Raw genomic sequence first — 25,363 nt, forward strand, 5'->3', positions numbered from 1 at the left:
CCCCTGCCCTCCGCAAGGCCCCCGTGCCGAGCGAGGGAGAGCCCCCACGTGACCATCGCGCCAGCAGACCCGGCCTCAGCCGTCTCACCGGTCCCCACCGACGAGGACGGCCCCGGAACCGCGTTGCTGCGGCTCCTGGCCGAGCTGACCGCCGACCTCCCCGACGCCGACCCCGGCCGGGTGGCCGCCGCCGCGTTGCGCGGCCGGTCCGCCCGGGCCGACGAGGCGGAGCTGCGCGAGCTGGCCACCGAGGCGGCGGCCGGTCTCATCTCCGAGGACCCCGCCTACAGCAGGCTCGCCGCCCGGCTGCTGACCATCTCCATCGCCGCCGAGGCCGCCTCGCAGGGTGTGACGTCCTTCACCGAGTCGGTCGCGGTCGGCCATCGCGAGGGCCTCATCGCCGACCGCACCGCCGAGTTCGCGCGTCTGCACGCGGCCCGCCTGGACGCCCTGGTGGACACGGCCGCCGACGACCGCTTCGGGTACTTCGGCCTGCGCACCCTGCACAGCCGGTACCTGCTGCGGCACCCCATCACCCGCAAGGTGATCGAGACGCCCCAGCACTTCATGCTGCGTGTCGCCGCCGGTCTCGCCGAGGACGACACCACCCGCTCCGTCGACGAAGTCGCCGCGCTCTACGGCCTGATGAGCCGCCTCGACTACCTGCCGTCCTCCCCCACGCTCTTCAACTCCGGCACCCGGCACCCCCAGATGTCGTCCTGCTACCTCCTGGACTCCCCCAAGGACGAGCTCGACTCCATCTACGACCGCTACCACCAGGTCGCCCGCCTCTCGAAGCACGCCGGCGGCATCGGACTGTCGTACTCCCGCATCCGCTCCCGGGGTTCGCTGATCCGCGGCACCAACGGGCACTCCAACGGCATCGTCCCGTTCCTGAAGACGCTGGACGCCTCGGTCGCCGCCGTGAACCAGGGCGGCCGGCGCAAGGGCGCGGCCGCGGTCTACCTGGAGACCTGGCACTCCGACATCGAGGAGTTCCTGGAGCTGCGGGACAACACCGGTGAGGACGCCCGCCGTACGCACAACCTGAACCTCGCGCACTGGATCCCGGACGAGTTCATGCGCCGGGTCAACGCCGACGCCCAGTGGTCCCTGTTCTCCCCCGCCGACGTGCCCGAGCTGGTCGACCTGTGGGGCGAGGAGTTCGACGCGGCCTACCGCAAGGCCGAGGAGCGAGGGCTCGCGCGCAAGACCATCCCGGCCCGCGATCTGTACGGCCGCATGATGCGCACCCTCGCGCAGACCGGCAACGGCTGGATGACCTTCAAGGACGCCGCCAACCGCACCGCCAACCAGACGGCCCTGCCGGGCCATGTCGTGCACTCCTCCAACCTCTGCACGGAGATCCTGGAGGTCACCGACGACGGCGAGACGGCGGTCTGCAACCTGGGTTCGGTCAACCTCGGCGCCTTCGTCAGCGGCGGCGACATCGACTGGGAGCGCCTCGACGAGACGGTCCGCACGGCCGTCACCTTCCTCGACCGCGTCGTCGACATCAACTTCTACCCGACCGAGCAGGCGGGCCGCTCCAACGCCAAGTGGCGGCCGGTGGGCCTGGGCGCGATGGGCCTCCAGGACGTCTTCTTCAAGCTGCGGCTGCCGTTCGACTCGGCCGAGGCGAAAGAGCTCTCGACGCGCATCGCCGAGCGGATCATGCTCGCCGCGTACGAGGCGTCCGCCGACCTCGCCGAGCGCAGCGGCCCGCTGCCGGCCTGGGAGAAGACCCGTACCGCCCGGGGCGTGCTGCACCCCGACCACTACGGTGTCGAGCTCACCTGGCCGGAGCGCTGGGCGGCGCTGCGCGAGCGGATCACGACGACGGGCCTGCGCAACAGCCTGCTGCTCGCCATCGCACCGACCGCCACCATCGCTTCCATCGCCGGTGTCTACGAGTGCATCGAGCCGCAGGTGTCCAACCTGTTCAAGCGCGAGACGCTCTCGGGCGAGTTCCTCCAGGTCAACTCCTACCTGGTCGCCGAGTTGAAGGCGCTGGGCGTCTGGGACGCCCGCACCCGCGAGGCGCTGCGCGAGGCCAACGGCTCGGTGCAGGGCTTCGCCTGGATCCCGGCGGACGTACGGGCGCTGTACCGCACGGCGTGGGAGATCCCGCAGCGCGGCCTGATCGACATGGCGGCGGCCCGCACCCCGTTCCTCGACCAGTCGCAGTCCCTGAACCTGTTCCTGGAGACGCCGACCATCGGCAAGCTCTCCTCGATGTACGCGTACGCCTGGAAGTCGGGCCTGAAGACGACGTACTACCTGCGCTCGCGCCCGGCGACCCGTATCGCCCGCGCCGCCCAGGGCCAGGCCGCCCAGTCCGAGAAGACCATCCCCGTCCAGCAGGTCGCCGAGCCCGACGCCGTCGCCTGCTCCCTGGAAAACCCCGAGTCCTGCGAGGCCTGCCAGTAATGAGTACCCGTAACGCCAATCTCCTCGACCCGGGCTTCGAACTGACCCTGCGTCCCATGCGCTACCCGGACTTCTACGAGCGCTACCGGGACGCCATCAAGAACACCTGGACCGTGGAGGAGGTCGACCTCCACTCGGACGTCGCCGACCTCGCGAAGCTGTCCGAGGGCGAGCAGCACATGATCGGCCGGCTGGTCGCGTTCTTCGCGACGGGCGACTCGATCGTGGCGAACAACCTGGTGCTGACGCTGTACAAGCACATCAACTCCCCGGAGGCGCGCCTGTACCTGTCGCGCCAGCTCTTCGAGGAGGCCGTGCACGTCCAGTTCTACTTGACGCTTCTTGACACCTACCTCCCCGACCCGGAGGACCGGGCGGCCGCCTTCGACGCCGTCGAGAACATCCCCTCGATCCGCGAGAAGGCCGAGTTCTGCTTCAGGTGGATCAACGAGGTCGAGAAGCTGGACAGCCTGCAGACCAAGGCCGACCGGCGCCGCTTCCTGCTCAACCTGATCTGCTTCGCCGCGTGCATCGAGGGCCTGTTCTTCTACGGCGCCTTCGCGTACGTCTACTGGTTCCGCAGCCGGGGCCTGCTGCACGGTCTGGCCACCGGCACCAACTGGGTGTTCCGCGACGAGACCATGCACATGTCGTTCGCGTTCGACGTGGTCGACACCGTCCGCAAGGAGGAGCCGGAGCTCTTCGACGACGAGCTCCAGCAGCAGGTCACCGACATGCTGAGGGAGGCCGTCGAGGCCGAGCTGCAGTTCGCGCGCGACCTGTGCGGTGACGGCCTCCCGGGCATGAACACCGACTCGATGCGGCAGTACCTGGAGTGTGTCGCCGATCAGCGTCTGACGCGGCTCGGCTTCGCTCCGGTGTACGGCTCCGAGAACCCCTTCTCCTTCATGGAGCTCCAGGGTGTTCAGGAGCTCACCAACTTCTTCGAGCGGCGTCCGTCGGCGTACCAGGTCGCGGTGGAGGGCACCGTCGACCTGGACGAGGACTTCTGAGCCTCGGCCCTGTCGCGCTCCTGGGCCTCCCTGATCTGACGGTCGATGCGCCGGTCGTGCACGATCCCGATCAGTGACGGGAGGACCAGGACTGCGAACATTCCCAGCACGACGACCATGGCGAGCAGTGTCTGTGTCTGTTCTGTATTCATGACACCACTCTCGCGCCGGACACTCCTTACGAACAGTGGCAGGACTGCCGCGCACCCTCGATTTACTGCCAACGGCGAGGCACACTGGCAGTATGTTGAAGAACGTCGCCGCCGTCCTCCTCGACGGTGTTCACCCCTTTGAACTGGGCGTCGTCTGCGAGGTGTTCGGCATCGACCGCAGCGACGAAGGGCTACCCACGTACGACTTCGCCGTCGTCTCGGCGGAGGGGCCGACGCTGGGCACCCATGTCGGCGGACTCACCGTCTCCACGCCGTACGGTCTGGAGCGGCTGGAGGAGGCCGATCTGATCGCGCTGCCGGCCGGCCGCGACTATGTCGTGCGCGACTATCCGCCCGAGCTGCTGGACTGCCTGGTCAGAGCGGTCGAGCGGGGTGCGCGGGTGCTCAGCGTGTGCTCCGGCGTCTTCGTGCTGGGCGCGGCCGGGCTGCTCGACGGGCGGCGGTGCAGTGCGCACTGGAAGCACGCCGATGAACTGTCCCGACAGCACCCGGGAGCGATCGTCCAGCCCGATGTGCTGTACGTCGACGAGGGGCCGGTGGTCACCAGCGCCGGCACCGCCGCCGGCATCGACGCATGTCTGCACATCGTGCGCCAGGAGCAGGGGCCGGAGGTCGCCAACAAGATCGCCCGGCGCATGGTGGTGCCGCCGCACCGGGACGGCGGGCAGGCCCAGTACATCGAGCGCCCGCTGCCGCGCTCCCAGTGCGACACGGTCGGCGAGGTGCTGACCTGGATGGAGCGCCACCTCGACGAGGACGTCACGGTCGAGCAGCTCGCCGAGCGCGCGCTGATGTCCCCGCGCACCTTCGCCCGCCGCTTCCAGCAGGAGACGGGGACGACTCCCTACCGCTGGATCCTGCGTCAGCGTGTGCTGCTGGCGCAGGAGTTGCTGGAGGCGACGGACGAGACGGTGGACGCGATCGCGGGCCGGGCGGGCTTCGGCACCGCGGCCGCGCTGCGCCATCAGTTCGTCACGGCGCTGGGGACGACACCCCAGGCGTACCGCCGGACGTTCCGGGGGCCGAGCGCCGCATAGGCCGCAGCAGCAGGGTGTGCGGGTGCAGCGTGATCCCGACCCGGGTCGCGTCGTCGGAGCCGGACGCCTGCTCGAAGCGGTACTCCGTGGCGAGGGCCGACGTGATCAGTGTCAGCATCGCCATGGAGAAGTGGTCGCTCGGGCACTTGCGGTTCCCGACGCCGAACGGGCTCATGGCGTATTTCGGCACCTCCTTCGCGCGTTCCGGAAGCCAGCGATCGGGGTCGAAGTCGAGGTTGCGCGCGTACGACTTCGGGTCGCGCTGGACGGCGTAGGGGCTGTAGACGATGTCGGCTCCGGCCGGAATGCGATAGCCACCGAGTGACGTATCGGTCACCGCCCGTCGCGTGAGAATCCAGATCGCCGGGCGCAAACGCATCGTCTCCACCACGACATTGTTCGTGTGCCGCAGGCTGCGGACGTCCTCGAATGCCACGGGCCGCCCGCCGGTGACGGATTCGACCTCCGCGCGCACCTTGTCGGCGTGTTCCGGATGTTCCGCGAGCACATGGAGCAGCCACAAGATCGTGGAGGCCACGGTTTCGGCGCCCGCGGTGAATATCGCGACGACCTGATCGTGGATCTCCTGCTCCCCGATGGGGTCGCCATTCTCGTCCTTCGCCTCCAGCAATGCCGTCAGCAAATCGTCCGGCTTTTGACCGGATGCCCGGCGTTCGGCGACGACCTCGTCGACCAGGAGATGGAAATCGGCCAGGGCTCGGTTGAATGTGCGGTTGGCTGGGAGAGGCAGCTTGTAAAGCGGCCCGAGCGGGATCACCATCCGCTGGTACATACCGCGGAAGAGGGAGTCGAGCGCGGCGCACAGCCGGTCGGCCCGCTCGTCCATGTACGCGCCGCGCAGCAGACACCTGGCGACGATCCGCACGGCGATCCGGAAGGACTCGGCGGTGCAGTCGATGGTCTCGCCGGACTGCCAGCGCCCGGTCAGCGCATGCGCCTCCTCGGCCATGATCGGCCCGTACCCGGGGATCGCGTCGAGCCGGAACGCGGGCTGGATGGTGCGCCGCTGACGCCGGTGGCGGGGCCCGTTGGCGGTGGCCACGCCCTCCTTGCCGAGCAGGCTCTCCAGGGACTCCCACAGCGGCCCGGCTATCTCGAAGTCGGTGCTCAGCGCCAGCGCGCCGGTGAGTTCCGGCGTGGTGACGGCGTACACCGTCTTCGGTCCGAGCTTGATCCGTACGACGTCGCCGTGATCGCGCAGCGTCGCCATGAAGGCCAGCGGGCCGCGCACCATGCGCCACCCGTGGCCGAGAAGCGGAACTCCCCCGCCCGCGAGGGGCGGTTCACGCAGTTGGGCAGCCGCAACCGGCTGGGCCTCGGGACGTACCGACTCGACGGTCATTTCTCACCTGCCGCTTCGTTGTTGACGTACGGGGGCGTGGACCGGTCGTCCCAGCTGTCGACCCGGTAACGGCCGGACTCGTGGTGGAACCAGTAGACGGAGCTGAACCAGTTGCGCATATTGCCGACGCAGGCGCGCACGGCGGCAGCGAGTTGCGTTCCCCACAAGGTGCCGTCGGCGAGCAGGTCCGCGAATTGCAGGGCCTCTCGTTCGGCCACCAGGAAATCGGAGACGCAGTCCTCGACCCGTCGCCTGACTTCCGTCACCGTCTCTTCGAGCGTCAGCCCCTTGTGGGTGATGAGACTGATTCCGAGATTGTGCACCTCGTCGCCCGCTATTTCCTTCGGGAATGAACACAGATCGTTGTACCAGGCGGCGAATTCTTGACTCAGCAGGGCCGCCCGTCTAAATGCGGGGTGCTGTCGCACGGAGTCCGGCAGTTCCATTCCTGCGCTCGGCTCCAGCAGATCGGTCCAGATCGCGTGGGCGAATGTGAGCCGGCGCAGTTCGAGGTATTCCTCGACGGTGGGTATTATCCCTTCGATACGGTTGTGGAATTCCTGGTCGTACGCCTCGATCACGGCGTGGAAGTGCCGGGCGAACCGGCTGTTCCAGGAGTCGGGCAGGAACGAGTACAACCGCGTCACACTGTCCGCGAACCCCGCGACCAGCGGGTCCGCGTGGTGCAGATGGTCCTCCGGGGAGTCGAGCGCCACGTGCAGGAGGCCTCTGAGCCGCCGCCAGGCGGCGGGGCGCCGGTGGACGATGTCGCGGTCGTGCCGGTCGTCCCAGACGAAGAACCACGCGCTGTAGTCCGCAATCGCCTGGAGCACCTCGTCGGGGGCGCCAATGTAGTACCCCGCCATCAGGTCCGTGTAGCAAAGGCCGTCGGCATATTCTTCGACCTTGTCGGCCGGCATCAGACGTTTTTCCAGCAGCCAGGCGCGGGTCTTCTCCTGGAGCTGGGGCCAATACGGATGCAGTTGCCTCGGAAAGGCCGCTTCGATCATCGGGAGAGAGAGCGACGGTGGAACCGGGACCGCCGTCGGTGTCGCTGTGGTGCTGTCCGAGAAAGCATGCACGAACAAACTCCTCTCAGCCGCCAGTTGTGCAGTCGTGCACGCCCCTCCCGCTGTGCCGGGCGTGCGCCGTCGCGTATCCCCGCACTTCCATTCAGCACCATAACTGACCGTTTTGGGAACGCATTTGCTTCTTTCACTACCCCCGAGTGCCGAGATTCTCCCTCTTTGTGACTGGATCTGGATCACTACTTGCGTGTATGGGTTCGAACATGCGACGGACATACGAACGGCGCCTGGTCAGGAGGGGGAACCTGACCAAGCGCCGTGCGTAAGTGACTTGTGGGGCCGAAGGGCCGTCTCAGTCGTTGGCGACCACGGGGTAGCGGGGCTCGTTCTCGGCCATCTGCCGCAGCGCGTCCTTGCGCTCGCGCTTGGAGAGCCGGTCGATGTAGAGGTAGCCGTACAGGTGGTCCGTCTCGTGCTGCAAACACCGAGCGAAGTAGCCCGTGCCGCGCACCTTGATCGGGTTGCCCTTCTCGTCCTGCCCGGTCAGCTCGGCGTAGTCGGGCCGGGCGAGCGGCGCGTACGCGGTCGGCACGGACAGGCAGCCCTCGTTGCTGTCGTCCAGCCGGCGCAGGTCGGCGGGCAGCTCGACGAGCTTGGGGTTGCACACCACGCCGACGTGCCGCTTGCCCTCGTCGTCCATGCAGTCGTAGATGAAGACCTTCAGGTCGACGCCGATCTGGTTGGCGGCCAGGCCCACGCCCTCGGCGGTGCGCTGCGAGGCGAACATGTCCGCCACCAGCTGGTCCAGCTCGGCGCCGAACTCGGTGACGTCCTTGCACTCCTTGTGCAGAACCGGGTTCCCCACCACGGTGATCGGCCGCGAGGTGCCGCGCTCACGCCAGGCGTTCTCGCGCTCCTCCGTCTCCTCGGTGTCGACGACGAACCCCTCGTCGTCCACGGGGAGCACGCCCGCGTGCTGCTGCTCGGTGTCCTGCTGGGCCATGACCGACGTATGCCTTCCTCAGAAAAACAGGGGTGTGGTGCTGATACAGGGTACGGGGAGTCGCGCCCCCGAAGGGGCGCGGGGAACTGCGCGACCAGCCACCACGGTGCCGCGGCCGACCACGGACCTAGCAGACTTCTTCCAGGTCCCGCCAATCCCTGGAATCAGGGCTGTCCGCGACCCACCCGTCCAGCAACCCCCGGACCAGCGCGGCCGGCGCAGCCACCCCGCACTCGCGCTCCGGCACCCACAGCTGCCCGTCGGTCCGATGCCCCAGCGGCCCGGGGTGCCCCGGCTCACTGTGGTCGTGCGGATCCAGATGCTCCCCGTCGCCCTCGTCGGACGGCATCCGCGACTCGGAGCACATCCGGCACAGCAGCCGCACGGACGACGACCAGTCCTCCGCCGCGAACCCGGCGTCCGCGGCAAGCTGCTCCAGCGCGTCCCGGTCGGCCTCGGTGGCGGCCTCCAGGAGAACCACCCAGGTGGGCACGGGTGACGGTGCCCACAGCTCGATCTCGTCGAAGACGGGGAAGGCGTGCCCGGCCGCCGTGGTCCGCTCGCCGTGGGGCACCCCGTCGTGCAGCACGACCTCGCCCCAGCGCCGCCCGGAGGACGGCAGCGGGATCGACAGCACCTCGATCCGGGCGGGGTCGAGGCGCCGCCCCCACACCACCTCGGCCTCCCCCTCCGGGGACAGCCGTACGGCCGCGCTGCCGAGGTCCATGCCGACCGGCTCACCGGACTCGGTCGCCCCACCGGGCACCCGCAGCCCGTACGCCTGCCAGGCCCGCCGGGCCAGCGGCCAGTCCTGGAGTGCGGTGGCCGCGATGCCGACGTTCCACCAGTCGGGCGCCCCGGTCTCCCGGTCCAGCAGCGCCACGGCACGCAGTCCGGCCGCCCGGGCCTGTTCCCAGTCGTGCCGGAACTTGTGCAGCAGCGCGAGGTTGAACCAGGACTCCGAAAGCCAGGGCTCCAGATCGGCGGCACGTGTAAGCAGCGCGCCTGCGTCCTCGTACCGGCCGTCGCCGATGAGCGTGAACGCCCGGTCGGTGGCCTGCCGCCAGGAGGCGGAGGGCCGGTGCCGTCCCTTGCCGAAGATCCTCACGATTCCCGCCTGCCAGTTCCGTGGAGTGGGCTGGCTAGTGCTCGCCCCCGGACACACTCTCATTCGCATCCAACCACGTACGGCTGGAAGGGCGCTCATTACCCATGGGTTACCCAGCACCAGGCCTTGTCAGACAGTCTCTGGACAGGACCATCGCCAGTGATCCCACCACCTCCGGCGAGTAGTCCCCGGCGGTGCCCAGCCGCAGCTCCTCCAGGGCCTTCAGCGGCCCGTCGGGCCCCGCGTCCCGGGACTTCTCCTCGTAGGCGTTGACCGTCCGCACGATCCGCGCGGCGACCGGCTGCTCAGGACCGGGGTCGGCGAGCCGCTCCACGATCGTCGCGACCTGCGGACTCACCCCGGTCTGCCGTACGACGGCCCCGCCGAGCAGCGCGATCCTGCGCTGCTCCTCGACGGGCAGTACGGCGGTGGCACCGGCCGGCACCGGGTCGACCAGGCTGAGCTGCCCGATGTCGTGCATGAGGGCCGCGTACTCCAGCACGGTGAGCTCGGCCTCCGACAGGCCCAGCTCCCGCCCGACCTCCCGGCTGAGCGCGGCCACCCGCCGGGCGTGTCCCACCGGGGTGTACCCGGCGATCTCGGTGGCCCGGGCGAGGGAGGCGATGGTCTGCCGGTAGGTGGCCCGCACGGCGGCGTACCGGCGGACGGACATCTGGGTGACCAGCAGGGGGAGCGAGAAGACGGGCAGCGCCCACAGCCCGACCACGGCGACCGCCAGCGCCATCACCGCGCCCGTCGCGCAGACGGCCGACCCGACCCCGAGGGTCGCCCGCAGCTCGTCCCGCAGCAGCGGCCAGAACGGCCACCGGGTGCGTGCGTGCGCCAGCGCGGCCGCGAGTACGGCGTCGCACAGGGTGGTGAGGGTGAGGATGGCGAGCAGGAGCAGCGCGTAGGAGGTGCCCCAGCCGTGGAACGTGCCCTGGTTGAACAGGGGTTGGAAGCAGGCGGCGGCGAATCCGACGGTGAGCATGCGCCGGGCGAGGTGGTCGAGCACGGGACGGCCGCGCGCGATGTGCGGGACGCTGCCGAGCAGCGAGGCGGCCAGGACGACGCCGACGACCTGGGCGACACCGTGCCGGGTGGGATCACCGCCGCTCTCCCCCAGCAGGGCGTACGACAGCGCGGCGGCGGCTCCGAGTGGGGCGGCCTCCCTGCCTTCGGCGCCGGTCCAGCGGGTCAGCTCACCGAGGGTGACGAGAGCCCCGAAGGCGAGGGCGGTCCCGCGGTCGACGAGGCCGCTCCCGAGCATGCCGAGGAGACAGCCCGTGGCGAGGAGGGCGGCGCTGCCGCGGACGGCGGTGAGCAGGACCGGTGGCCGCGGGCCGCTCATCGGGGCGCTCCGGGCGCGCCCGCGACCTGCGGGTGAAGCGCGGGTACGGCGGTCTCGTCCGCGGTCACGGCGGGGTGCCAGCCGTGCTGGTCGACGGCGCGGACGAGGGCGCCGACCATCCGGGGGTCGAACTGGGAGCCCGCACACTTCTCCAGCTCGCGCAGGGCGACGGACACCGGCCGGGCCCGTGAGTAGGACCGGGTCGACGTCATCGCGTCGAAGGCGTCCGCGACCGCCACCACCCGCGCCGACTCCGGGATCTGACTCCCGCTCAGCCCGTAGGGGTAACCGGTGCCGTCCAGCCGTTCGTGGTGATGCAGTACGGCGGCCCGTGCCTCGCCGAGGAAGGAGATCCCGCGGACCATCTCGTGTCCGTACTCGGGGTGCAGCTCGATGACCCGCCGCTCCTCGGGCGTCAGCGGCCCGTTCTTGCGGAGCAGCCGGGTGGGCACGCCCAGCTTGCCGACGTCGTGCAGGATCCCGGCGAAGCGGAGCACCTCGACGCGCTCGTCGGCGAGGCCCAGCTCACGGGCGATCATCATGGTGGCGCTGCCGACGCGCTCGCTGTGGCCGCGGGTGTAGCCGTCCTTGATGTCGACGGCCTGGACGAGTGCCCTGATGGTGGCCTGGTGGGCCGCGTTTTCCCGGTGGTACTGGGCGAACGCCCACCACGACACGCACATCGGCAGCAGCACGAGCAGCGCGGACACGGGGCCGTAGGGACTGCGCCACAGCACGGCCATCATCAGCCCGGCGAGACCGTGTACGGCGATCGGCGCGAGCGATCTCAGGAACAGCTCGTGCCAGGTCCGGCGCAGCGGACGGCGCTCGGCGAGCGCGAGGATCCCGCCGTCCAGCGCGGTCAGGACCAGGCAGAACGCCAGGACCGCGGCTCCGGCGTGCACGAGCACATGCGGGAACTCGGCCGCCACTACGGCGTCCCGCTCGTCCAGCAGCCGGTAGACCCACGCCGCCGGCCACACCGCGACCGCCAGCTGGGACGCGCGCCACACCCGCCGCAGCGGCTGCGGCCGGCCGCCGGCCGGGGCGATCAGCGCCCCCGGCACCGCGACCAGCGCGGCGGCGGACGGTGGCAGCAGGAAGGCACCGGCGAGGAGCACCGGGTAGAACGAGCCGGACAGTCGCTCGCCCCCGGCGTAGAGCGCGGCCAGCAGGGCCACGGCCCACCAGGGGATGTGCGTCGACGGCAGGGCGTGCATGGAGCACAGGGCGCCGAGGGCGACCAGGCCGATACAGACACGGGCCCGTAAGGGTGTCGACTCCATACGCCCCTCCCCGGCCGCGCGCTTCAGGCAGGGAGCCTAGGGCGGCGAGGGAGGTTCGCGGTCCTACGACCGGGGGATTAGCACGTTCGAGTGACGGGCGTGCGTTCAGGATTCCTGTGGCGCTGCCGTGACGTCGTGCTCGGGCACGGCCTGCCCGGAACGGATCAGGTCGAGCCGTCCGAGAACCTTGGCACGCAGGTCGGTGGGCACGTCGTCATGTCCGCAGCACCGCTTGACCAGCTTCTTCACGGCCTCTTCGAGACCGTACTTCTCCAGGCACGGCGAGCACTCCGTGAAGTGCTGCTTGAACTTGTCGCGGTCGACGTCCGGCATCTCGCTGTCGAGGAACTCGTAGAGATGATCGAGTACCTCAGAGCAGTCCGTCTCGTGCGGCTCTCCGCAGCTCATGAGCCCGAGCCTTTCGCTTCGTTCGACTCTCCGGCGCCGGCCGGGACCAGTCCGCGCTCGCGGGCGTAGTCCTCGAGCATGCCGCGCAGTTGACGGCGGCCCCGGTGCAGCCGGGACATCACCGTACCGATGGGTGTCCCCATGATGTCCGCGATCTCCTTGTACGCAAAGCCCTCGACGTCGGCCAGATACACGGCGATCCGGAATTCCTCGGGGATGGCCTGGAGTGCTTCCTTCACGTCCGAGTCCGGCAGATGGTCGAGTGCCTGCGACTCCGCGGAGCGAAGGCCCGTCGACATGTGCGACTCGGCGCGCGCGAGCTGCCAGTCCTCGATCTCCTCGGCCGCGGAGCGCTGGGGTTCACGCTGCTTCTTGCGGTACGAGTTGATGAAGGTGTTGGTGAGGATCCGGTACAGCCAGGCCTTGAGGTTGGTGCCCTCGCGGAACTGGTGGAAGGACGCGTACGCCTTGGCGTACGTCTCCTGCACCAGGTCCTCCGCGTCGGCAGGGTTGCGCGTCATGCGCAGTGCGGCCGAGTACATCTGGTCGAGGAATTCGAGTGCGTCCCGCTCGAAGCGCGCGGTGCGCTCGGCGGTCGACTCCGCGGGCGTGTCCACGCCCGTGCCCTGGCCCTCGGGCTGCTCCGCCTGGCCGTTGTCGGTCCCTGCGTCGGTACCGGGAACCGGACCCACCTCCTCAAGATTGCGGGCAGGGCCGAAACCGGCCCCACCTGAATCGGAGGATAGACGACCTGCCGTACCCGCCGCCCCTCGAATAGGAGCGGTCTTGGCCGCGTGCAGCACCGTCCAGTCCAGGTCGGCGAGGCTGCTGCGGCTCTGGCAGTGGGTCGAACCCATGCGGCGGACTTCCTCTCCCACGACGTCGGCGCTGGTGCTTCAGCACCCGTGTCCGCCACAACCAAGGCCGGGTCCGCAACATTCCCGAAGCTTTACCCCAGTGACCCTGCCCACTTCAGAGCCGCGTCCGTGACGATCGCCACGGCCTCGTCCTGGCCGAGGGGCGCCCGCTTGGCCACGGCGAACCCGTGATCGCCGTAGGGCACCTCGACCAGCTCGTAGTCACCGGCGGGGAACTCCTCGGGGCTGCCGAAGGGGTCGTTGCCGCCCTGGACGACGAGGGTGGGCACCCCGGCGCCGAGCAGTTCCTCGGCGCGGGACTTCTCGGGCTTGCCGGGCGGGTGCAGGGGGAAGCTGAGTGCGAGCACGGCGTGCGCCCCGAGTTCGACGGCGGTACGGCAGGCGACGCGGGCGCCGGCGCTGCGGCCGCCGGAGATCACGGGTAGCCCCGGTGCGGCGAGCGCGGGCCACACGCCCCGCCAGCCGACGTCCAGCGTCTTCGGCGCGGGCGCCACCTTCTTGCCGGCCACCCGCCAGGGCTGCTCGACGAGGGCGACGGTCACGCCGTGGGCGGGCAGCACCTCGGCGAGTGCCACGAGGTCACGCGCCCCGATGCCGCCTCCGGCGCCGTGGCTCGCGGCCAGGACCAGCCGTGCCTTCTTCGCAGGGTGCCAGGTGATGCGGGCGTCCCCCGCATCCGTACCGATGATCTCGGTCGTCACATCAGACTCGGTCGTCACGTCAGAAAAGTGTGCCCTCTTCGGGGCCGTCCAGCTCCTTCAGCAGCTCCGGGCCGTTGTTGCGGACGTTGCTGACCAGCGTGGAGACGGGGTAGGCGCGCATCCGTCCGACGGGCGGCGGGGTGAGCAGCGTGCGCAGTTCCTCGGGGTCCTTGCGGGAGGGGTCCAGCCAGGCGTCCCAACGGTCCGGCGTCAGCATCAGCGGCATCCGGGGGTGGATCTCGGCGAGGGTGTGCGGGCCCTCCTCGGGCGCGACGGCCAGCGGGGTCGTCTCGGCCTCCGTGGTGATAACCGAGCAGGTGACCCACCAGGCCTGCGGGTGCTCGTCGGGCAGTGTGGAGTCCCGCCAGAACTCGTACAGCCCGGCCATCGCGAACACCGAGCCGTCGGCGGGCAGCACGAAGTACGGCTGCTTGCGGGGCCGTTTCCGCTTCCCCTCGACCTCCAGGTCCCGCTCCTGCCGGCCGGTGACCCACTCGTAGTAGCCGTCGGCGGGGATGATGCAGCGGCGGGAGGTGAACGCCCGCCGGTACGACGGCTTCTCGTGCACCGTCTCCGCGCGGGCGTTGATCATCTTGAAGGCGCTCTCGGGGGTCTTGGACCAGCTGGGCACCAGTCCCCACTTCAGCTTGCGCAGTTGCCGGACCGGCCGCGGGTCGTCCGCGTCCTTCAAGGGGCGGTCGAGGACGACGTGGACCTCCTTGGTCGGAGCCACGTTGTAGTCGGCCTCGAGGGTCTCCTCGGGCTCCCACTTCTCGATCTCGAAGATTCCCGCGAGATCCTCGGGCCCACGACTGGCCGCATACCGTCCGCACATCTGCAATCACCCCTCCGAGCTGACGTTCAAGAGTGGCAGACGGCTTCCGCACGGGCCACGGCGCTCCGCCGTCGATCAGCCTGTCCGGTCCTCCGCTGTGAGGTGTGCGGCGAAGAAGTCGTCGATGCGCCGCCAAGCGTCGACGGCGGACTCCGGGTGCGGCCTGATCCCGGCGACACGCATCAGCGGACGCAGGGCGCGCGGCCCGACCTCGGCGTCGTTGAGGAAGGAGTGCCCGGCCTCCGGGTACTCCTTGACGTCGTGGACGATGCCGAGCCGGTCGAGCGCAGCCTCCAGCCTGGGGGCGGCACCTGGAAGCGTACGGTCGCGGGCTCCGTAGCTCGCGACGACGGGGCAGGCGCCGTCGAGTGTCTTGTCGAGATCCTTGGGCGGACGGCCGTAGTTGACGGAGGCGGCGTCGAACTCGCCGTCGCTCAGGGCGAGGAGGGCGAAGGAACCGCCCATGCAGAAGCCGATGATGCCGATCCGCCCGGTGCAGTCGGGATCCTGGGCGAGGCGCATGCGGGCCGCCCCGATGTCGCGGAAGGCACGGCCCTGTCCGGACAGGGCCGCCCGGAAGGTCGGCACCAGGCAGCGCACGGCCCCGCCGTCGGTGAACAGGTCCGGCATCAGGACGAGGTACCCGGCGCTCGCCAGCCGGTCCGCCTGACGGTGCATCACATCATTGACGCCCAGCGCCTCGTGGACCACGACGACGCCGGGCCAGGGGCCCGGCCCGGCGGGCCGGGTGAGATGGCCGGTGAGCCGACGGGAGCCGCCGCGGGCGGCACTGAACCCGGTGAGGTCGACGGTGCTGGTCGTGACGGGCATGCGGTCCTCCACAGGAGAGGTGTGGACGGGACGGCCGTGGTGCAGCCTACGGCGCGATGAAGGGCCGGACGTTCTTGCGGAAGTCCTTGGGCCGCACCTCGTTGTAGTACTTGTCCGCGTCCTCGCCGTCCGAGGTGAGCATGTACACCGGGCACTCGTCGGACCTGGCCTCCCCCTTGTGCCGGTACAACTCCTTGCCGGTGCGCGCCTCGACGACCTTCAGGAGGTACGAGGTGTTGTACGTGCGCACCTTGAACGGCTTGCCGCCGTCGCCCTCCATGTCGCACACCTTGCCGGTCGCGGTCGCCTTGGTGCGCTCGACGCAGACGACCAGCTCGGCCCGGGCCGGCTTGGCCGAGTAGCCGAGGAACCAGCCCTTGGGGTAGTCGCCGGCGGACGGCTCCGACTGCGACCAGTCGTCACCGGACCTGCTCATGAGCATCGCCGGGTGCACGGTCTTCTTCTTACGGTCGTAGGCGGGCAGCCCCGAGAAACCGAGCCCCTCCGTGCACACCCGCTCCAGGTCCGCGGCGAACGCCGGTACGTCCGGGCCGTCCGCAGCCGAGCCCGTCGACGACGATCCGCCGGAATCCCCTCCCGTACCGGCGGTGAGCGACGAGCACCCGCACAGCGCCACGCCCAGAAGCCCGGCGGTGATCCATCTGACGCCACGCGGCGGTGAAGACATGTCGGCATCCCCCGATCGAAGAAAGAACAGCAGGCAGGGCATGTCCCCCGAGTCATGCCCTGTCCCCCGTGCCCTGCTGGAGGAAAGCGTGCCGCCCGCCGGCCACCGCGGACATCGGGGAAGAGCCCCCATGTAGTTGTGCGGCCCCTGTGACTCGTGGGTACTACGCTGTACGCGCTCGAAGGAGTATTCGACGGGGACCGGCGGGGACATCCCGGAAAAGGGCGCAGGGGGCCTGAGTGTCGTCGTTGTCGTCATCCGCACTGGTCGGCAGAGAACCGGAGCGGGGCCTTCTGACCGCGGCGGTCGCATCGGCGGGCGAGGGGCGGGGCTCGTCGGTCTTCGTGCTGGGCGAGCCGGGCATCGGCAAGTCACGCCTCGTCGAGGAGACCGCTGCCGCCGCCATGAGCTCCGGATTCCGGGTGCTGCGCGGGCGGGCCGCGTCCGCCGGCCGCGCGGTGCCGCTGCGGCCGCTCGCGGAGGCCGTGTTCTCCGGACTGCGCGGCGAAGGCGCACCCGGGGACGGGGACCTGGGCCCCTACGAACCGCTCCTGTCGCGGCTGTGCGGGCTGGCGCCGCAGGACGGTGCGCCGCTGGTGGGCTACGCAGAGGCGGTACTGCGACTCCTGGGGGCCCTCGGACGCTCCGGCGGCTGTGTCCTGGTGCTGGAGGACCTGCACGACGCGGACGCCGACACGCTCACCATCGTCGACTACCTCACGGACAACCTCCCCGGCCGGCGGGCCGTCCTGCTGGCCACCCTGCGCGGTGGGCCCGGTCCCGCGCTCGACCTCGCCGAGGCCGCCGCTTCCCGGCGTGCGGCGCGCACCGTGCGCCTCGCCGGGCTCGGCCCCGCGCACACCGCGGAACTGGCGGCCCGCTGTCTGGCCCACGACGACCCGGGCGAGGTGCCGGAAGCCGTACTGGACCGGCTGCACGCCGTCTCCGAAGGCGTCCCCTTCGTCGTGGAGGAGCTGCTGACCGCCATGGTCGACGGCGGCAGCCTCGTCCGGCGGCCGGGCGACGGCTGGACGGTGACCGGCTCACTGGACGCCGGTGTGCCCGCGACGGTCGCCGCCGCCGTCCTGCAGCGCGTGGACCACCTGGAACCCGCCGGCGTCGCCCTTCTGGAAGCCGCTGCCGTTCTGGGCAGGCGCTTCCCCGTGGACATCGCCGCCCGCGTCGCCGGGATCGACCGGACGACGGCGCTCCGCCAGCTGCGGCAGGCGGCACACGCCCATCTGGTCACCGACGGCACGACCGCGGAGGAGCCCGGCTGGCACTCCTTCCGGCACGCCCTGACCGCCGACGCCATCACCCACCGGCTGCTGCCCGCGGAGCGCGCGGCGCTCTGCCTCGCCGCCGCCGACGCCATCGAGTCCGCCGACGCGGCAGCTCATCGGCCGCGGGGTGCCGGGGAGCCCGAGGGTCTGATCGGCGGCGGCCCGGGCGACGACCTGTACCGCCTGGCCGCGGAGCTGTGCGTCACCGGCGGGCAGCGGGCACGGGCGGCCGTACTGCTCACCCGGGCGGGCCGGCAGGCGGTCCTGCGGGGCGCTCTGCTGACCGCGGTGGAACTCCTCGACCGGGGGCTGGAGCTGACCGCCGACGCGGCGGACGCCCCGCCCGAGGCCGTGGCCGGGCTCCTGGAGGAACTGCTGGGTGCGCTCGTCCTCACGGGCGACGTCCGGCGCGTACCGGAGCTCGGCGACCGGCTGGACCGTGTGCTGGCCGTGTGGGGCGCGCCGCCCGCCCGCCGCGCCGCGGGTTTCCTGATCCGGGCCAGGGCCGCGGCCACCGCGCAGCAGTGGGAGGCGGGCCTGACCTCCGTACGGCGGGCACGGGAGCTGCTCGGAGCCGAGCCGGACCCGGCGTCCCGCGCCGCCCTGGACTCGGTCGCCGCGCACCTGGTGCTCAACTCGCAGCGCCCGGACCGGCTGGAGAGCGCCAGGGCCCTGGCCGAAGGGGCCGTGGCGACCGCGGAGGCGGTGGGGCTGCCGGAGGTGAGCTGCAAGGCGCTGAACATGCTGGGGTACTGCCTGCGGCCCCTGGACCTGGCCGAGACGGAGAGGGTCTTCGAACGCCTGGTGGCCACGGCCGACGCCCATGCGCTGCCGGTCTGGCGGATACGCGGCCTGCTGGAGCTCGGCGTACTGGACCGGATCCGGATCACCGGGACGGATCGGCTGCTGGCCGCGCGGAGGGCGGCCGAGGAGACCGGTGCCGTCCTCATGACGGCCTGGGCCGACATGCATCTGGCGCAGGCCCATGTGCTGCGCGACGAGCAGGACCGGGCCCTGGAGGCCGCCGGGCGGCTGCGGACGACGGCCCGCAGACTGCGGCTGGGGGAGGTGCAGCTGATCGGCGTCGGAGTGGACGCCATCATCGCCGCCTCCCGAGGCGAGCGGGAGAAGCTCCAGGCCGCGCTGCAAGCCATGGAGAGCGCGCTGGCCGGGCGGAGCGCCGGAGCGCTCTGGGGCTACGCCGACACCTCGGTGTGGGGCTGGGCCCAGGGCATCTGCTCCCTGCTGCGGGAGGAGCCCGACCGTGCGCTGGCCGAGTTCACGGAGGCGGACCGGGCCATGCGCGCGCTGCCCAGCACCCGCGGGGTCACCGGATTCCTGGGCCCGTACCTGCTCCTGCGCACCGTGCGGGGCGCGGCCGGCTGGGCGGAGCTGGACGGAGCCGTCGCGGACCGGCTCAGCCAGGTCCACTGGGACCGGCCCTTCGCGGGCTGGTCCCGGGCCGTGCTGCTGGGCCGCGAAGGCCGGGCCGGAGAGGCCGCCAAGGCGGCCGAGGAGGCGCTGGCCGGGACCGAGGCCATCCCCCTGGCCCGTCACCTGTGTCTGCGCCTGGGCGCCTCCGCGGCGCTCGCCGACGGCTGGGGGCACCCCGTCGAGTGGCTGTCCGCCGCCGAGCAGTTCTTCCACGACCGGGGCACGACACGGGTGGCGGCGGCCTGCCGCGCCCTGCTGCGGGAGGCGGGCTCGCCCGTTTCCCGCCGCCGCCGGGGTCACGACACGATTCCGCAGGAGCTGCGGCGGGCGGGGGTGACCGCGCGGGAGTACGAGGTGCTGCGCCTGCTCGGCCGGGGCCTCGGCAACCAGGAGATCGCCGAGCACCTCTTCCTCTCGCCACGGACCGTCGAGAAGCACCTCGCGAGTCTCAGGAACCGCACGGACCGCAGCGGCCGGGCCGCCCTGATCGCCCTGGCCCGCCGGTACTCCGACGGGCAGTGACCCCGCCCTTCTCGGATCGTTCCCGACTCCGACGCCGTGACCTGCGCGTTCGACGCCAGGAACGATCGCTGCCGGGCCGGCGTCTCAGCTAACGCCCACGCACGCGTGCCACACTGCCAGATTCCGTCCGACCCCAAGGGAGCCCAAGCCTTACATGGACAGCACCGCATCCGCCTCGCTCGCCTCCCTCTGGGACGAGGTCTCCGGTACCCAGCCCGACCCGGATCTGTGGGTGGTGATCGCCACACTGGTCGTCGCGCTCGTCGTGGTCGTCCCGCACGGCCTGTGGCGCCTCTCGCGCAACGCCATCACCATCGCCCACGAGGGCGGCCACGGCCTGGTCGCGCTGCTGACCGGCCGGACGCTGACCGGCATACGCCTGCACTCCGACACCAGCGGCCTCACGGTCAGCCGGGGCAAGCCGCACGGCATCGGCATGATCCTCACCGCGGCAGCGGGCTACACGGCTCCCCCGCTGCTGGGCCTGGGCGGTGCCGCGCTGCTGGCCACCGGCCGGATCACCCTGCTGCTGTGGCTGGCGACGGCCCTGCTGGTGGCGATGCTGGTGATGATCCGCAACGCGTACGGCGCCCTGACGGTGTTCCTCACGGGCGGCACGTTCGTGGTGGTCTCGTGGCTCGCGGGACCCCAGGTCCAGGCGGCGTTCGCGTACACCGTGGTCTGGTTCCTCCTCGTGGGCGGAGTGCGGCCGGCCTTCGAACTGCAGGCGAAGAGGTCGCGGGGCGGCGCGGGCGACTCGGACGCGGACCAGCTGTCCCGGCTGACGCATGTGCCGGCGGGCTTGTGGCTGTTCCTGTTCCACGCGGTGTCGCTGTGCTCGCTGATAGGCGGGGGCAGGTGGTTGCTGGAGCTGTGACGCGCCCCGAAGGGGCAGCGTCTCCAGGGGCGCGGGACCTGTATCGATGTGCGGCTCCGCCGCGTGCGCGCGACCAGCCCCAACGGTGCCGCACCCGAACCACACGCTCCTTATAAAGTGAACCCATGGCCCAAAACCCCGCCGCACACACCGCCCTCTGGCCCGCCCCGCACGCGAGCGGACCCGTCGACGCGACGGTCCACGTGCCGGGGTCCAAGTCGGTCACCAACCGCGCCCTCGTCCTCGCCGCCCTGGCGAGCGAGCCCGGCTGGCTGCGCCGCCCGCTGCGTTCCCGCGACACCCTGCTGATGGCCGGTGCCCTGCGCACCATGGGCGTCGGCATCGAGGAGGGCGTCGGCCCCGAGGGCACCGGCGAGGCCTGGCGGGTGCTCCCCGCGGGCCTGCGCGGCCCGGCCACGGTCGACGTCGGCAACGCCGGCACGGTCATGCGCTTCCTGCCGCCGGTCGCCGCGCTGGCCGACGGCCCCGTCCGCTTCGACGGCGACCCCAGGTCGTACGAGCGTCCCCTGCACGGAGTGATCGACGCCCTGCGCGCCCTCGGTGCCCGGATCGACGACGACGGCCGGGGCGCGCTGCCGCTCACCGTCCACGGCGGGGGCGCCCTGGAGGGCGGCACGGTGGAGATCGACGCCTCGTCGTCGTCCCAGTTCGTGTCGGCCCTGCTGCTGTCGGGCCCGCGTTTCAACCAGGGCGTCGAGGTCCGGCACATCGGCTCCTCGCTGCCGTCCATGCCGCACATCCGGATGACCGTCGACATGCTGCGGGCCGTCGGCGCCCAGGTCGACACCCCGGAGTCGGGCGGCGAGCCCAACGTCTGGCGGGTCACGCCGGGCGCCCTGCTCGGCCGCGACCTGACCATCGAGCCGGACCTGTCCAACGCCCAGCCGTTCCTGGCCGCCGCGCTGGTGACCGGCGGCAAGGTCCTCGTACCGGACTGGCCGGCCCGCACCACGCAGCCCGGTGACCGACTGCGCGAGATCTTCACCGAGATGGGCGGTTCCTGCGAACTCACCGAGTACGGGCTCGTGTTCACCGGTTCGGGTGCGATTCACGGCATCGACGTGGACCTGAGCGAGGTCGGCGAACTCACGCCGGGCATCGCGGCCGTGGCGGCCCTCGCGGACTCCCCCTCCACCCTGCGCGGTGTCGCGCACCTGCGGCTGCACGAGACGGACCGCCTGGCCGCGCTCACCAAGGAGATCAACGAACTCGGCGGTGACGTGACCGAGACCGCCGACGGCCTGCACATCAGCCCGCGCCGGCTGCACGGCGGCGTCTTCCACACCTACGAGGACCACCGCATGGCGACCGCCGGCGCGATCATCGGCCTCGCGGTCGAGGGAGTACGGATCGAGAACGTCGCGACGACGGCGAAGACCCTGCCGGACTTCCCCGAGCTGTGGACCGGGATGCTCGGGGCGTAGGGACACCGCCATGCGCCGCTACGGCAAGCACACCGACGAGGACGACATCCGCACCCGCCCCGGCCGCCGGAACACCCGGCCCCGGACGAACATCCGCCCCAAGCACGAGGACGCCGCCGAGGGCATGGTCCTGACCGTCGACCGGGGCAGGCTCACCTGCCTGGTCGACGACCGCGTCGTGATGGCGATGAAGGCCCGCGAACTCGGCCGCAAGGCCGCGGTCGTCGGGGACCGGGTGGCCCTCGTCGGCGACCTGTCCGGCAAGAAGGACACCCTCGCGCGCATCGTGCGGATCGAGGAGCGCGATTCGGTGCTCCGCCGCACCGCCGACGACGACGATCCGTTCGAGCGGGTGGTGGTCGCCAACGCCGACCAACTCGCCATCGTCACCGCCCTCGCCGACCCCGAGCCGCGGCCCCGGCTGATCGACCGCTGTCTGGTCGCGGCGTTCGACGGAGGGCTCGAACCGCTGCTGGTGCTGACCAAGTCGGACCTCGCGCCACCGGACGAAATCCTGGAGCTGTACGGGGCGTTGGACATCCCCTACGTCGTCACGAGCCGCGTGGAACTGGAGACCGGGGACGCCGCGGACCGGGTGCGCGAGCAACTGGACGGCCGTGTCACGGCGTTCGTCGGGCACTCGGGCGTGGGCAAGACGACCCTGGTGAACGCCCTGGTGCCGCAGGACCGCCGGCGTTCGACGGGGCATGTGAACGCGGTGACGGGACGCGGCCGGCACACGACGACGTCGGCGCTGGCGCTGCCGTTGCCGGAGATGGAGGGCTGGGTGATCGACACCCCCGGGGTGCGGTCGTTCGGCCTGGCGCACATCGATCCCTCGCGTGTGATCCACGCGTTCCCCGACCTGGAATCGGGAACCGAGGGCTGTCCGCGTGCGTGCAGTCATGACGAACCGGACTGCGCGCTGGACGACTGGGTCGCACAGGGTCACGCCGACCCCGCGCGGCTCTACTCGCTGCGACGGTTGCTGGCCACGCGTGAACGCAAGGAAGGCGACTGAGGAAGGCGGTTGACCTTCGCGTTGTTTGTCTTGCTGTGAGTCCGGTAAGGGCATAATCGCACCGAGCCGGATCCAAGCCTGACGAAGCGGTCACAGAACGTGGGGATACGGGAGGACAGCACATGGCGTGGCTGCTGGTCATCGTGGCGGGGCTGCTCGAAACCGGCTTCGCCGTCTGTCTGAAACTGTCGCACGGGTTCACCCGGCTCTGGCCGACCGTCGCCTTCTGCATCTTCGCCCTCGGCAGCTTCGGGTTGCTGACGATCTCGCTGCGGAAGCTCGACGTGGGGCCCGCGTACGCGGTGTGGACGGGGATCGGCGCGGCGGGCACGGCGATCTACGGGATGGTCTTCCTCGGGGATCTGGTGTCGACGTTGAAGATCCTGTCGATCACGCTGGTGATCGTGGGCGTCATCGGCCTCCAGCTGTCCGGATCGGCGCGCTGAGACCCGTACCGGCCACGCCGGTTCAGCCCGGCAACTGCCGGTACAGCGCGCTGCGTACGAGGTCGGAGACGCCTCCTTCGCCGGGCGGGGCGGCGACACAGGACAGGGCCAGCCGCACGACGAGTTCGCAGGAGCGGGCGAGCTCGGCGGTGTCGGGCTTGGCGGCGCCGGGCCCGGTCAGGACGACCACGGCGCGGTCGCGCACGATGGCCACGAAGTCGCCGGGTGACGGCAGGGGGCCGTCGGCGCGGCGCTGCGCCGGTACCGCCGAGGAGGACGGGACGGCGGACAGGGTCGGCGAGGGCAGGCGATCGCTCCAGCAGCCGGTGAGCATGGCCCGCACCAGGGCGTTGTCCCGGGCGAGGCCGGCGGTCCACTCCGCGGCGGCGGTGAGGCGGTCGCGGGCGTCGCTCGGGGTGGCGAGGGCGCGGTCGACGCCGGCGAGGTAGCCGTCGGCCTCCCTGCGCACCAGCGCCCGCGCGAGCCCTTCCTTGCTGCCGAACTCGTTGTAGAGCGTCTGCCGGGACACTCCGGCCGCCGCGGCCACGTCCACCATCCGCACGGCGGACCACGGCCGGCGCGCCAGCGCCGTGTATGCGGCGTCCAGCAGGGATTCCCGCGCTGCAGGCATCATCGCCTCCCGGAGACGAGCGGCTCTGCGCCCAGATTTGACGCGCACAGCGTCACTGTCAAGGGTTCGCGAAGGCGTGCGGGGGCGCCATTCGTCCGGGGCGCGCGGGTGTTCGAGGCCCGAGCGGGCGGTCGCGGGGCGCGCGCACCGATCGTATGCACGTCGGCACCCCGCCAACCGTGGGCAACCCGCCCGAGGGCCCCCGGCCTAGTAGCCCCAGCCCGACCACGGCAGATAGCGTTCGTCCCATGCCGGACTACCTCGACGATCTTCGCCTCGCCCACGTCCTCGCCGACGCCGCCGACGCCACCACCATGGACCGATTCAAGGCCCTCGACCTCAAGGTCGAGACGAAGCCGGACATGACGCCCGTGAGTGAGGCGGACAAGGGCGCCGAGGAGCTGATCCGGAGCCAGTTGCAGCGGGCCCGTCCGAGAGACGCGATCCTCGGCGAGGAGTACGGCATCGAGGGCACCGGGCCCCGCCGCTGGGTCATCGATCCGATCGACGGCACCAAGAACTACGTGCGCGGCGTCCCGGTCTGGGCCACCCTCATCTCGCTGATGGAGGCCGTGGAGGGCGGGTTCCAGCCGGTCGTCGGCCTTGTGTCCGCGCCCGCGCTCGGCCGGCGCTGGTGGGCCGCCAAGGGGCACGGCGCCTTCGCCGGCCGCAGCCTGTCCTCGGCGTCCCGGCTGCGGGTCTCCCAGGTCTCGAAGCTGTCGGACGCCTCGTTCGCGTACTCCTCGCTCGGCGGCTGGGAGGAGCAGGGCAAGCTGAACGGTTTCCTCGATCTCACGCGCGAGGTGTGGCGCACGCGCGCGTACGGCGACTTCTGGCCGTACATGATGGTCGCCGAGGGTTCGGTGGACATCTGCGCCGAGCCCGAGCTGTCCCTGTGGGACATGGCCGCCAACGCGATCATCGTGACGGAGGCGGGCGGCGCCTTCACGGGCCTCGACGGCCGCCCCGGCCCGCACAGCGGCAACGCGGCCGCCTCCAACGGCCTGCTGCACGACGAGCTCCTGGGGTACCTCAACGAGCGCTACTGAGCGCCCCCTTGTTGACCCCCTCTTTACCTGTCACTCTGAGAGTCCCCCCACTTGTGAATTTGTGAATCCATGAACAATCGGTGCGGGGGCACTTCAGGAGGTGGCTCCATCCATGCTCGTACGTGACGCCATGAGCACCGTGGTCCTCACCATCGGCCCCACCCACACCCTTCGCCAGGCAGCCGCACTCATGTCCACCCGCCGGGTCGGCGCGGCCGTGGTCCACGACCCGGACGCGGGCGGCATCGGCATCCTCACCGAACGCGACATCCTGATCTCCGTCGGCCTCGGCCAGAGCCCGGACGCCGAACGCGCCCATGACCACACCACCACCGACGTCGTGTTCGCCGCCCCGGCCTGGACCCTGGAGGAGGCGGCCCGCGCCATGGCGCACGGCGGCTTCCGGCATCTGATCGTCCTGGACCGCGGCGAGCCCGTCGGCATCGTCTCGGTCCGCGACATCATCCGCTGCTGGGCACCCGTACGACAGCACGTGCCCGCCTGAGCGCGCACGACGGGCCG

General features: G+C 71.1%; 23 protein-coding genes. 10 read left to right on the plus strand and 13 right to left on the minus strand.

What is annotated here, in order from left to right; genetic code table 11:
* The first annotated feature begins 48 nt into the window (after window positions 1–48).
* From CP983_RS14535 to CP983_RS14550, 3 genes are all read left to right on the plus strand, one after another.
* A complete protein-coding gene (locus CP983_RS14535; RefSeq protein ID WP_150499830.1) occupies window positions 49–2,430 on the plus strand; it encodes a ribonucleoside-diphosphate reductase subunit alpha in 2,382 nt (793 codons plus the stop codon).
* Window positions 2,430–3,443 carry a ribonucleotide-diphosphate reductase subunit beta gene (locus tag CP983_RS14540; RefSeq protein WP_125525012.1) on the plus strand — a complete coding sequence of 338 codons (1,014 nt, stop codon included), beginning with the start codon at window positions 2,430–2,432 and terminating at the stop codon, window positions 3,441–3,443. The genes CP983_RS14535 and CP983_RS14540 overlap by 1 nt, the downstream gene beginning before the upstream one ends.
* A gap of 244 nt (window positions 3,444–3,687) precedes the next feature.
* Window positions 3,688–4,653, plus strand: a complete 966-nt coding sequence (locus tag CP983_RS14550; protein WP_125525011.1) for a helix-turn-helix domain-containing protein — start codon at window positions 3,688–3,690, stop codon at window positions 4,651–4,653.
* Here CP983_RS14550 and CP983_RS14555 read toward each other — a convergent pair.
* The 12 genes from CP983_RS14555 to CP983_RS14610 all read right to left on the minus strand — a co-directional run bounded on the left by CP983_RS14555 (window position 4,589) and on the right by CP983_RS14610 (window position 16,133).
* Entirely contained in the window at window positions 4,589–6,016 is a 1,428-nt protein-coding gene (locus CP983_RS14555; protein ID WP_125525010.1) for a bifunctional albaflavenone monooxygenase/terpene synthase, read from the minus strand. The genes CP983_RS14550 and CP983_RS14555 overlap by 65 nt on opposite strands.
* Window positions 6,013–7,098, minus strand: coding sequence for an epi-isozizaene synthase (gene cyc1 / locus CP983_RS14560; RefSeq protein WP_150499831.1), 1,086 nt, complete (start codon window positions 7,096–7,098; stop codon window positions 6,013–6,015). Before cyc1 ends, CP983_RS14555 begins: the two co-directional genes overlap by 4 nt.
* 298 nt (window positions 7,099–7,396) lie before the next feature.
* Window positions 7,397–8,047 (minus strand): peptide deformylase, encoded by a 651-nt coding sequence (gene def / locus CP983_RS14565; RefSeq protein ID WP_107902997.1) that lies wholly within the window; start codon window positions 8,045–8,047, stop codon window positions 7,397–7,399.
* Between the two features lie 127 nt (window positions 8,048–8,174).
* Entirely contained in the window at window positions 8,175–9,155 is a 981-nt protein-coding gene (locus CP983_RS14570; RefSeq protein ID WP_030960437.1) for a tetratricopeptide repeat protein, read from the minus strand.
* A 109-nt stretch (window positions 9,156–9,264) separates the two neighbouring features.
* Entirely contained in the window at window positions 9,265–10,506 is a 1,242-nt protein-coding gene (locus CP983_RS14575; protein WP_150499832.1) for an HD-GYP domain-containing protein, read from the minus strand.
* The gene (locus CP983_RS14580) at window positions 10,503–11,792 is read right to left on the minus strand and encodes an HD-GYP domain-containing protein (protein ID WP_150499833.1); all 1,290 of its coding nucleotides are present in this window, start codon (window positions 11,790–11,792) and stop codon (window positions 10,503–10,505) included. The genes CP983_RS14575 and CP983_RS14580 overlap by 4 nt, the downstream gene beginning before the upstream one ends.
* 105 nt (window positions 11,793–11,897) lie before the next feature.
* Window positions 11,898–12,200, minus strand: coding sequence for a mycothiol system anti-sigma-R factor (gene rsrA, locus CP983_RS14585; RefSeq protein WP_107903001.1), 303 nt, complete (start codon window positions 12,198–12,200; stop codon window positions 11,898–11,900).
* Window positions 12,197–12,892, minus strand: coding sequence for an RNA polymerase sigma factor SigR (gene sigR, locus CP983_RS14590; RefSeq protein ID WP_107903004.1), 696 nt, complete (start codon window positions 12,890–12,892; stop codon window positions 12,197–12,199). The genes rsrA and sigR overlap by 4 nt, the downstream gene beginning before the upstream one ends.
* A 257-nt stretch (window positions 12,893–13,149) precedes the next feature.
* Window positions 13,150–13,779, minus strand: a complete 630-nt coding sequence (locus CP983_RS14595) for an alpha/beta hydrolase family protein (protein ID WP_107905204.1) — start codon at window positions 13,777–13,779, stop codon at window positions 13,150–13,152.
* 19 nt (window positions 13,780–13,798) lie between these two features.
* Window positions 13,799–14,614, minus strand: a complete 816-nt coding sequence (locus CP983_RS14600; protein ID WP_107903006.1) for an SOS response-associated peptidase — start codon at window positions 14,612–14,614, stop codon at window positions 13,799–13,801.
* A gap of 75 nt (window positions 14,615–14,689) precedes the next feature.
* Window positions 14,690–15,445: a dienelactone hydrolase family protein gene (locus CP983_RS14605; RefSeq protein ID WP_150499834.1), complete on the minus strand. Its 756-nt coding sequence runs from the start codon at window positions 15,443–15,445 to the stop codon at window positions 14,690–14,692.
* A gap of 46 nt (window positions 15,446–15,491) precedes the next feature.
* Window positions 15,492–16,133, minus strand: coding sequence for a hypothetical protein (locus CP983_RS14610; protein WP_150499835.1), 642 nt, complete (start codon window positions 16,131–16,133; stop codon window positions 15,492–15,494).
* A gap of 248 nt (window positions 16,134–16,381) precedes the next feature.
* On the opposite strand from CP983_RS14610, the gene CP983_RS14615 reads away from it, so the two are divergent.
* The 5 genes from CP983_RS14615 to CP983_RS14635 all read left to right on the plus strand — a co-directional run bounded on the left by CP983_RS14615 (window position 16,382) and on the right by CP983_RS14635 (window position 23,161).
* The gene (locus CP983_RS14615) at window positions 16,382–19,372 is read left to right on the plus strand and encodes a helix-turn-helix transcriptional regulator (protein ID WP_229914876.1); all 2,991 of its coding nucleotides are present in this window, start codon (window positions 16,382–16,384) and stop codon (window positions 19,370–19,372) included.
* 154 nt (window positions 19,373–19,526) lie between these two features.
* Window positions 19,527–20,249 carry a M50 family metallopeptidase gene (locus CP983_RS14620; protein WP_107903015.1) on the plus strand — a complete coding sequence of 241 codons (723 nt, stop codon included), beginning with the start codon at window positions 19,527–19,529 and terminating at the stop codon, window positions 20,247–20,249.
* Between the two features lie 125 nt (window positions 20,250–20,374).
* Window positions 20,375–21,694, plus strand: a complete 1,320-nt coding sequence (gene aroA / locus CP983_RS14625) for a 3-phosphoshikimate 1-carboxyvinyltransferase (RefSeq protein WP_107903017.1) — start codon at window positions 20,375–20,377, stop codon at window positions 21,692–21,694.
* 10 nt (window positions 21,695–21,704) lie between these two features.
* On the plus strand, window positions 21,705–22,715 hold the full coding sequence (gene rsgA / locus CP983_RS14630; protein ID WP_126898283.1) for a ribosome small subunit-dependent GTPase A: 1,011 nt from the start codon (window positions 21,705–21,707) through the stop codon (window positions 22,713–22,715).
* A gap of 122 nt (window positions 22,716–22,837) precedes the next feature.
* Window positions 22,838–23,161, plus strand: coding sequence for a DMT family transporter (locus CP983_RS14635; RefSeq protein WP_107903021.1), 324 nt, complete (start codon window positions 22,838–22,840; stop codon window positions 23,159–23,161).
* A 22-nt stretch (window positions 23,162–23,183) separates the two neighbouring features.
* Here CP983_RS14635 and CP983_RS14640 read toward each other — a convergent pair whose 3' ends face one another.
* The gene (locus tag CP983_RS14640; protein WP_107905206.1) at window positions 23,184–23,792 is read right to left on the minus strand and encodes a TetR/AcrR family transcriptional regulator; all 609 of its coding nucleotides are present in this window, start codon (window positions 23,790–23,792) and stop codon (window positions 23,184–23,186) included.
* A 248-nt stretch (window positions 23,793–24,040) separates the two neighbouring features.
* Between CP983_RS14640 and hisN the strand changes: the two genes are divergently transcribed.
* On the plus strand, window positions 24,041–24,841 hold the full coding sequence (hisN, locus tag CP983_RS14645) for a histidinol-phosphatase (protein ID WP_107903023.1): 801 nt from the start codon (window positions 24,041–24,043) through the stop codon (window positions 24,839–24,841).
* 112 nt (window positions 24,842–24,953) lie between these two features.
* Window positions 24,954–25,346 (plus strand): CBS domain-containing protein, encoded by a 393-nt coding sequence (locus CP983_RS14650; protein ID WP_107903025.1) that lies wholly within the window; start codon window positions 24,954–24,956, stop codon window positions 25,344–25,346.
* The last annotated feature ends 17 nt before the right edge of the window (window positions 25,347–25,363 follow it).

Origin of the sequence: Streptomyces chartreusis (assembly GCF_008704715.1) — a bacterium.
Classification (GTDB): Bacteria; Actinomycetota; Actinomycetes; order Streptomycetales; family Streptomycetaceae; genus Streptomyces; species Streptomyces chartreusis.

Excerpts from the sequence above, each read along its gene's own strand:
- CP983_RS14555 (WP_125525010.1), bottom strand. The coding sequence starts at position 6,016 with ATGACCGTCGAGTCGGTACGTCCCGAGGCCCAGCCGGTTGCGGCTGCC.
- rsrA (WP_107903001.1), bottom strand. The coding sequence starts at position 12,200 with ATGAGCTGCGGAGAGCCGCACGAGACGGACTGCTCTGAGGTACTCGAT.
- CP983_RS14600 (WP_107903006.1), bottom strand. The coding sequence starts at position 14,614 with ATGTGCGGACGGTATGCGGCCAGTCGTGGGCCCGAGGATCTCGCGGGA.
- CP983_RS14605 (WP_150499834.1), bottom strand. The coding sequence starts at position 15,445 with ATGCCCGTCACGACCAGCACCGTCGACCTCACCGGGTTCAGTGCCGCC.
- CP983_RS14575 (WP_150499832.1), bottom strand. The coding sequence starts at position 10,506 with ATGAGCGGCCCGCGGCCACCGGTCCTGCTCACCGCCGTCCGCGGCAGC.
- CP983_RS14550 (WP_125525011.1), top strand. The coding sequence starts at position 3,688 with ATGTTGAAGAACGTCGCCGCCGTCCTCCTCGACGGTGTTCACCCCTTT.
- aroA (WP_107903017.1), top strand. The coding sequence starts at position 20,375 with ATGGCCCAAAACCCCGCCGCACACACCGCCCTCTGGCCCGCCCCGCAC.
- CP983_RS14540 (WP_125525012.1), top strand. The coding sequence starts at position 2,430 with ATGAGTACCCGTAACGCCAATCTCCTCGACCCGGGCTTCGAACTGACC.
- CP983_RS14635 (WP_107903021.1), top strand. The coding sequence starts at position 22,838 with ATGGCGTGGCTGCTGGTCATCGTGGCGGGGCTGCTCGAAACCGGCTTC.
- CP983_RS14610 (WP_150499835.1), bottom strand. The coding sequence starts at position 16,133 with ATGTCTTCACCGCCGCGTGGCGTCAGATGGATCACCGCCGGGCTTCTG.
- def (WP_107902997.1), bottom strand. The coding sequence starts at position 8,047 with ATGGCCCAGCAGGACACCGAGCAGCAGCACGCGGGCGTGCTCCCCGTG.
- CP983_RS14640 (WP_107905206.1), bottom strand. The coding sequence starts at position 23,792 with ATGCCTGCAGCGCGGGAATCCCTGCTGGACGCCGCATACACGGCGCTG.
- CP983_RS14620 (WP_107903015.1), top strand. The coding sequence starts at position 19,527 with ATGGACAGCACCGCATCCGCCTCGCTCGCCTCCCTCTGGGACGAGGTC.
- rsgA (WP_126898283.1), top strand. The coding sequence starts at position 21,705 with ATGCGCCGCTACGGCAAGCACACCGACGAGGACGACATCCGCACCCGC.
- CP983_RS14650 (WP_107903025.1), top strand. The coding sequence starts at position 24,954 with ATGCTCGTACGTGACGCCATGAGCACCGTGGTCCTCACCATCGGCCCC.
- CP983_RS14580 (WP_150499833.1), bottom strand. The coding sequence starts at position 11,792 with ATGGAGTCGACACCCTTACGGGCCCGTGTCTGTATCGGCCTGGTCGCC.
- hisN (WP_107903023.1), top strand. The coding sequence starts at position 24,041 with ATGCCGGACTACCTCGACGATCTTCGCCTCGCCCACGTCCTCGCCGAC.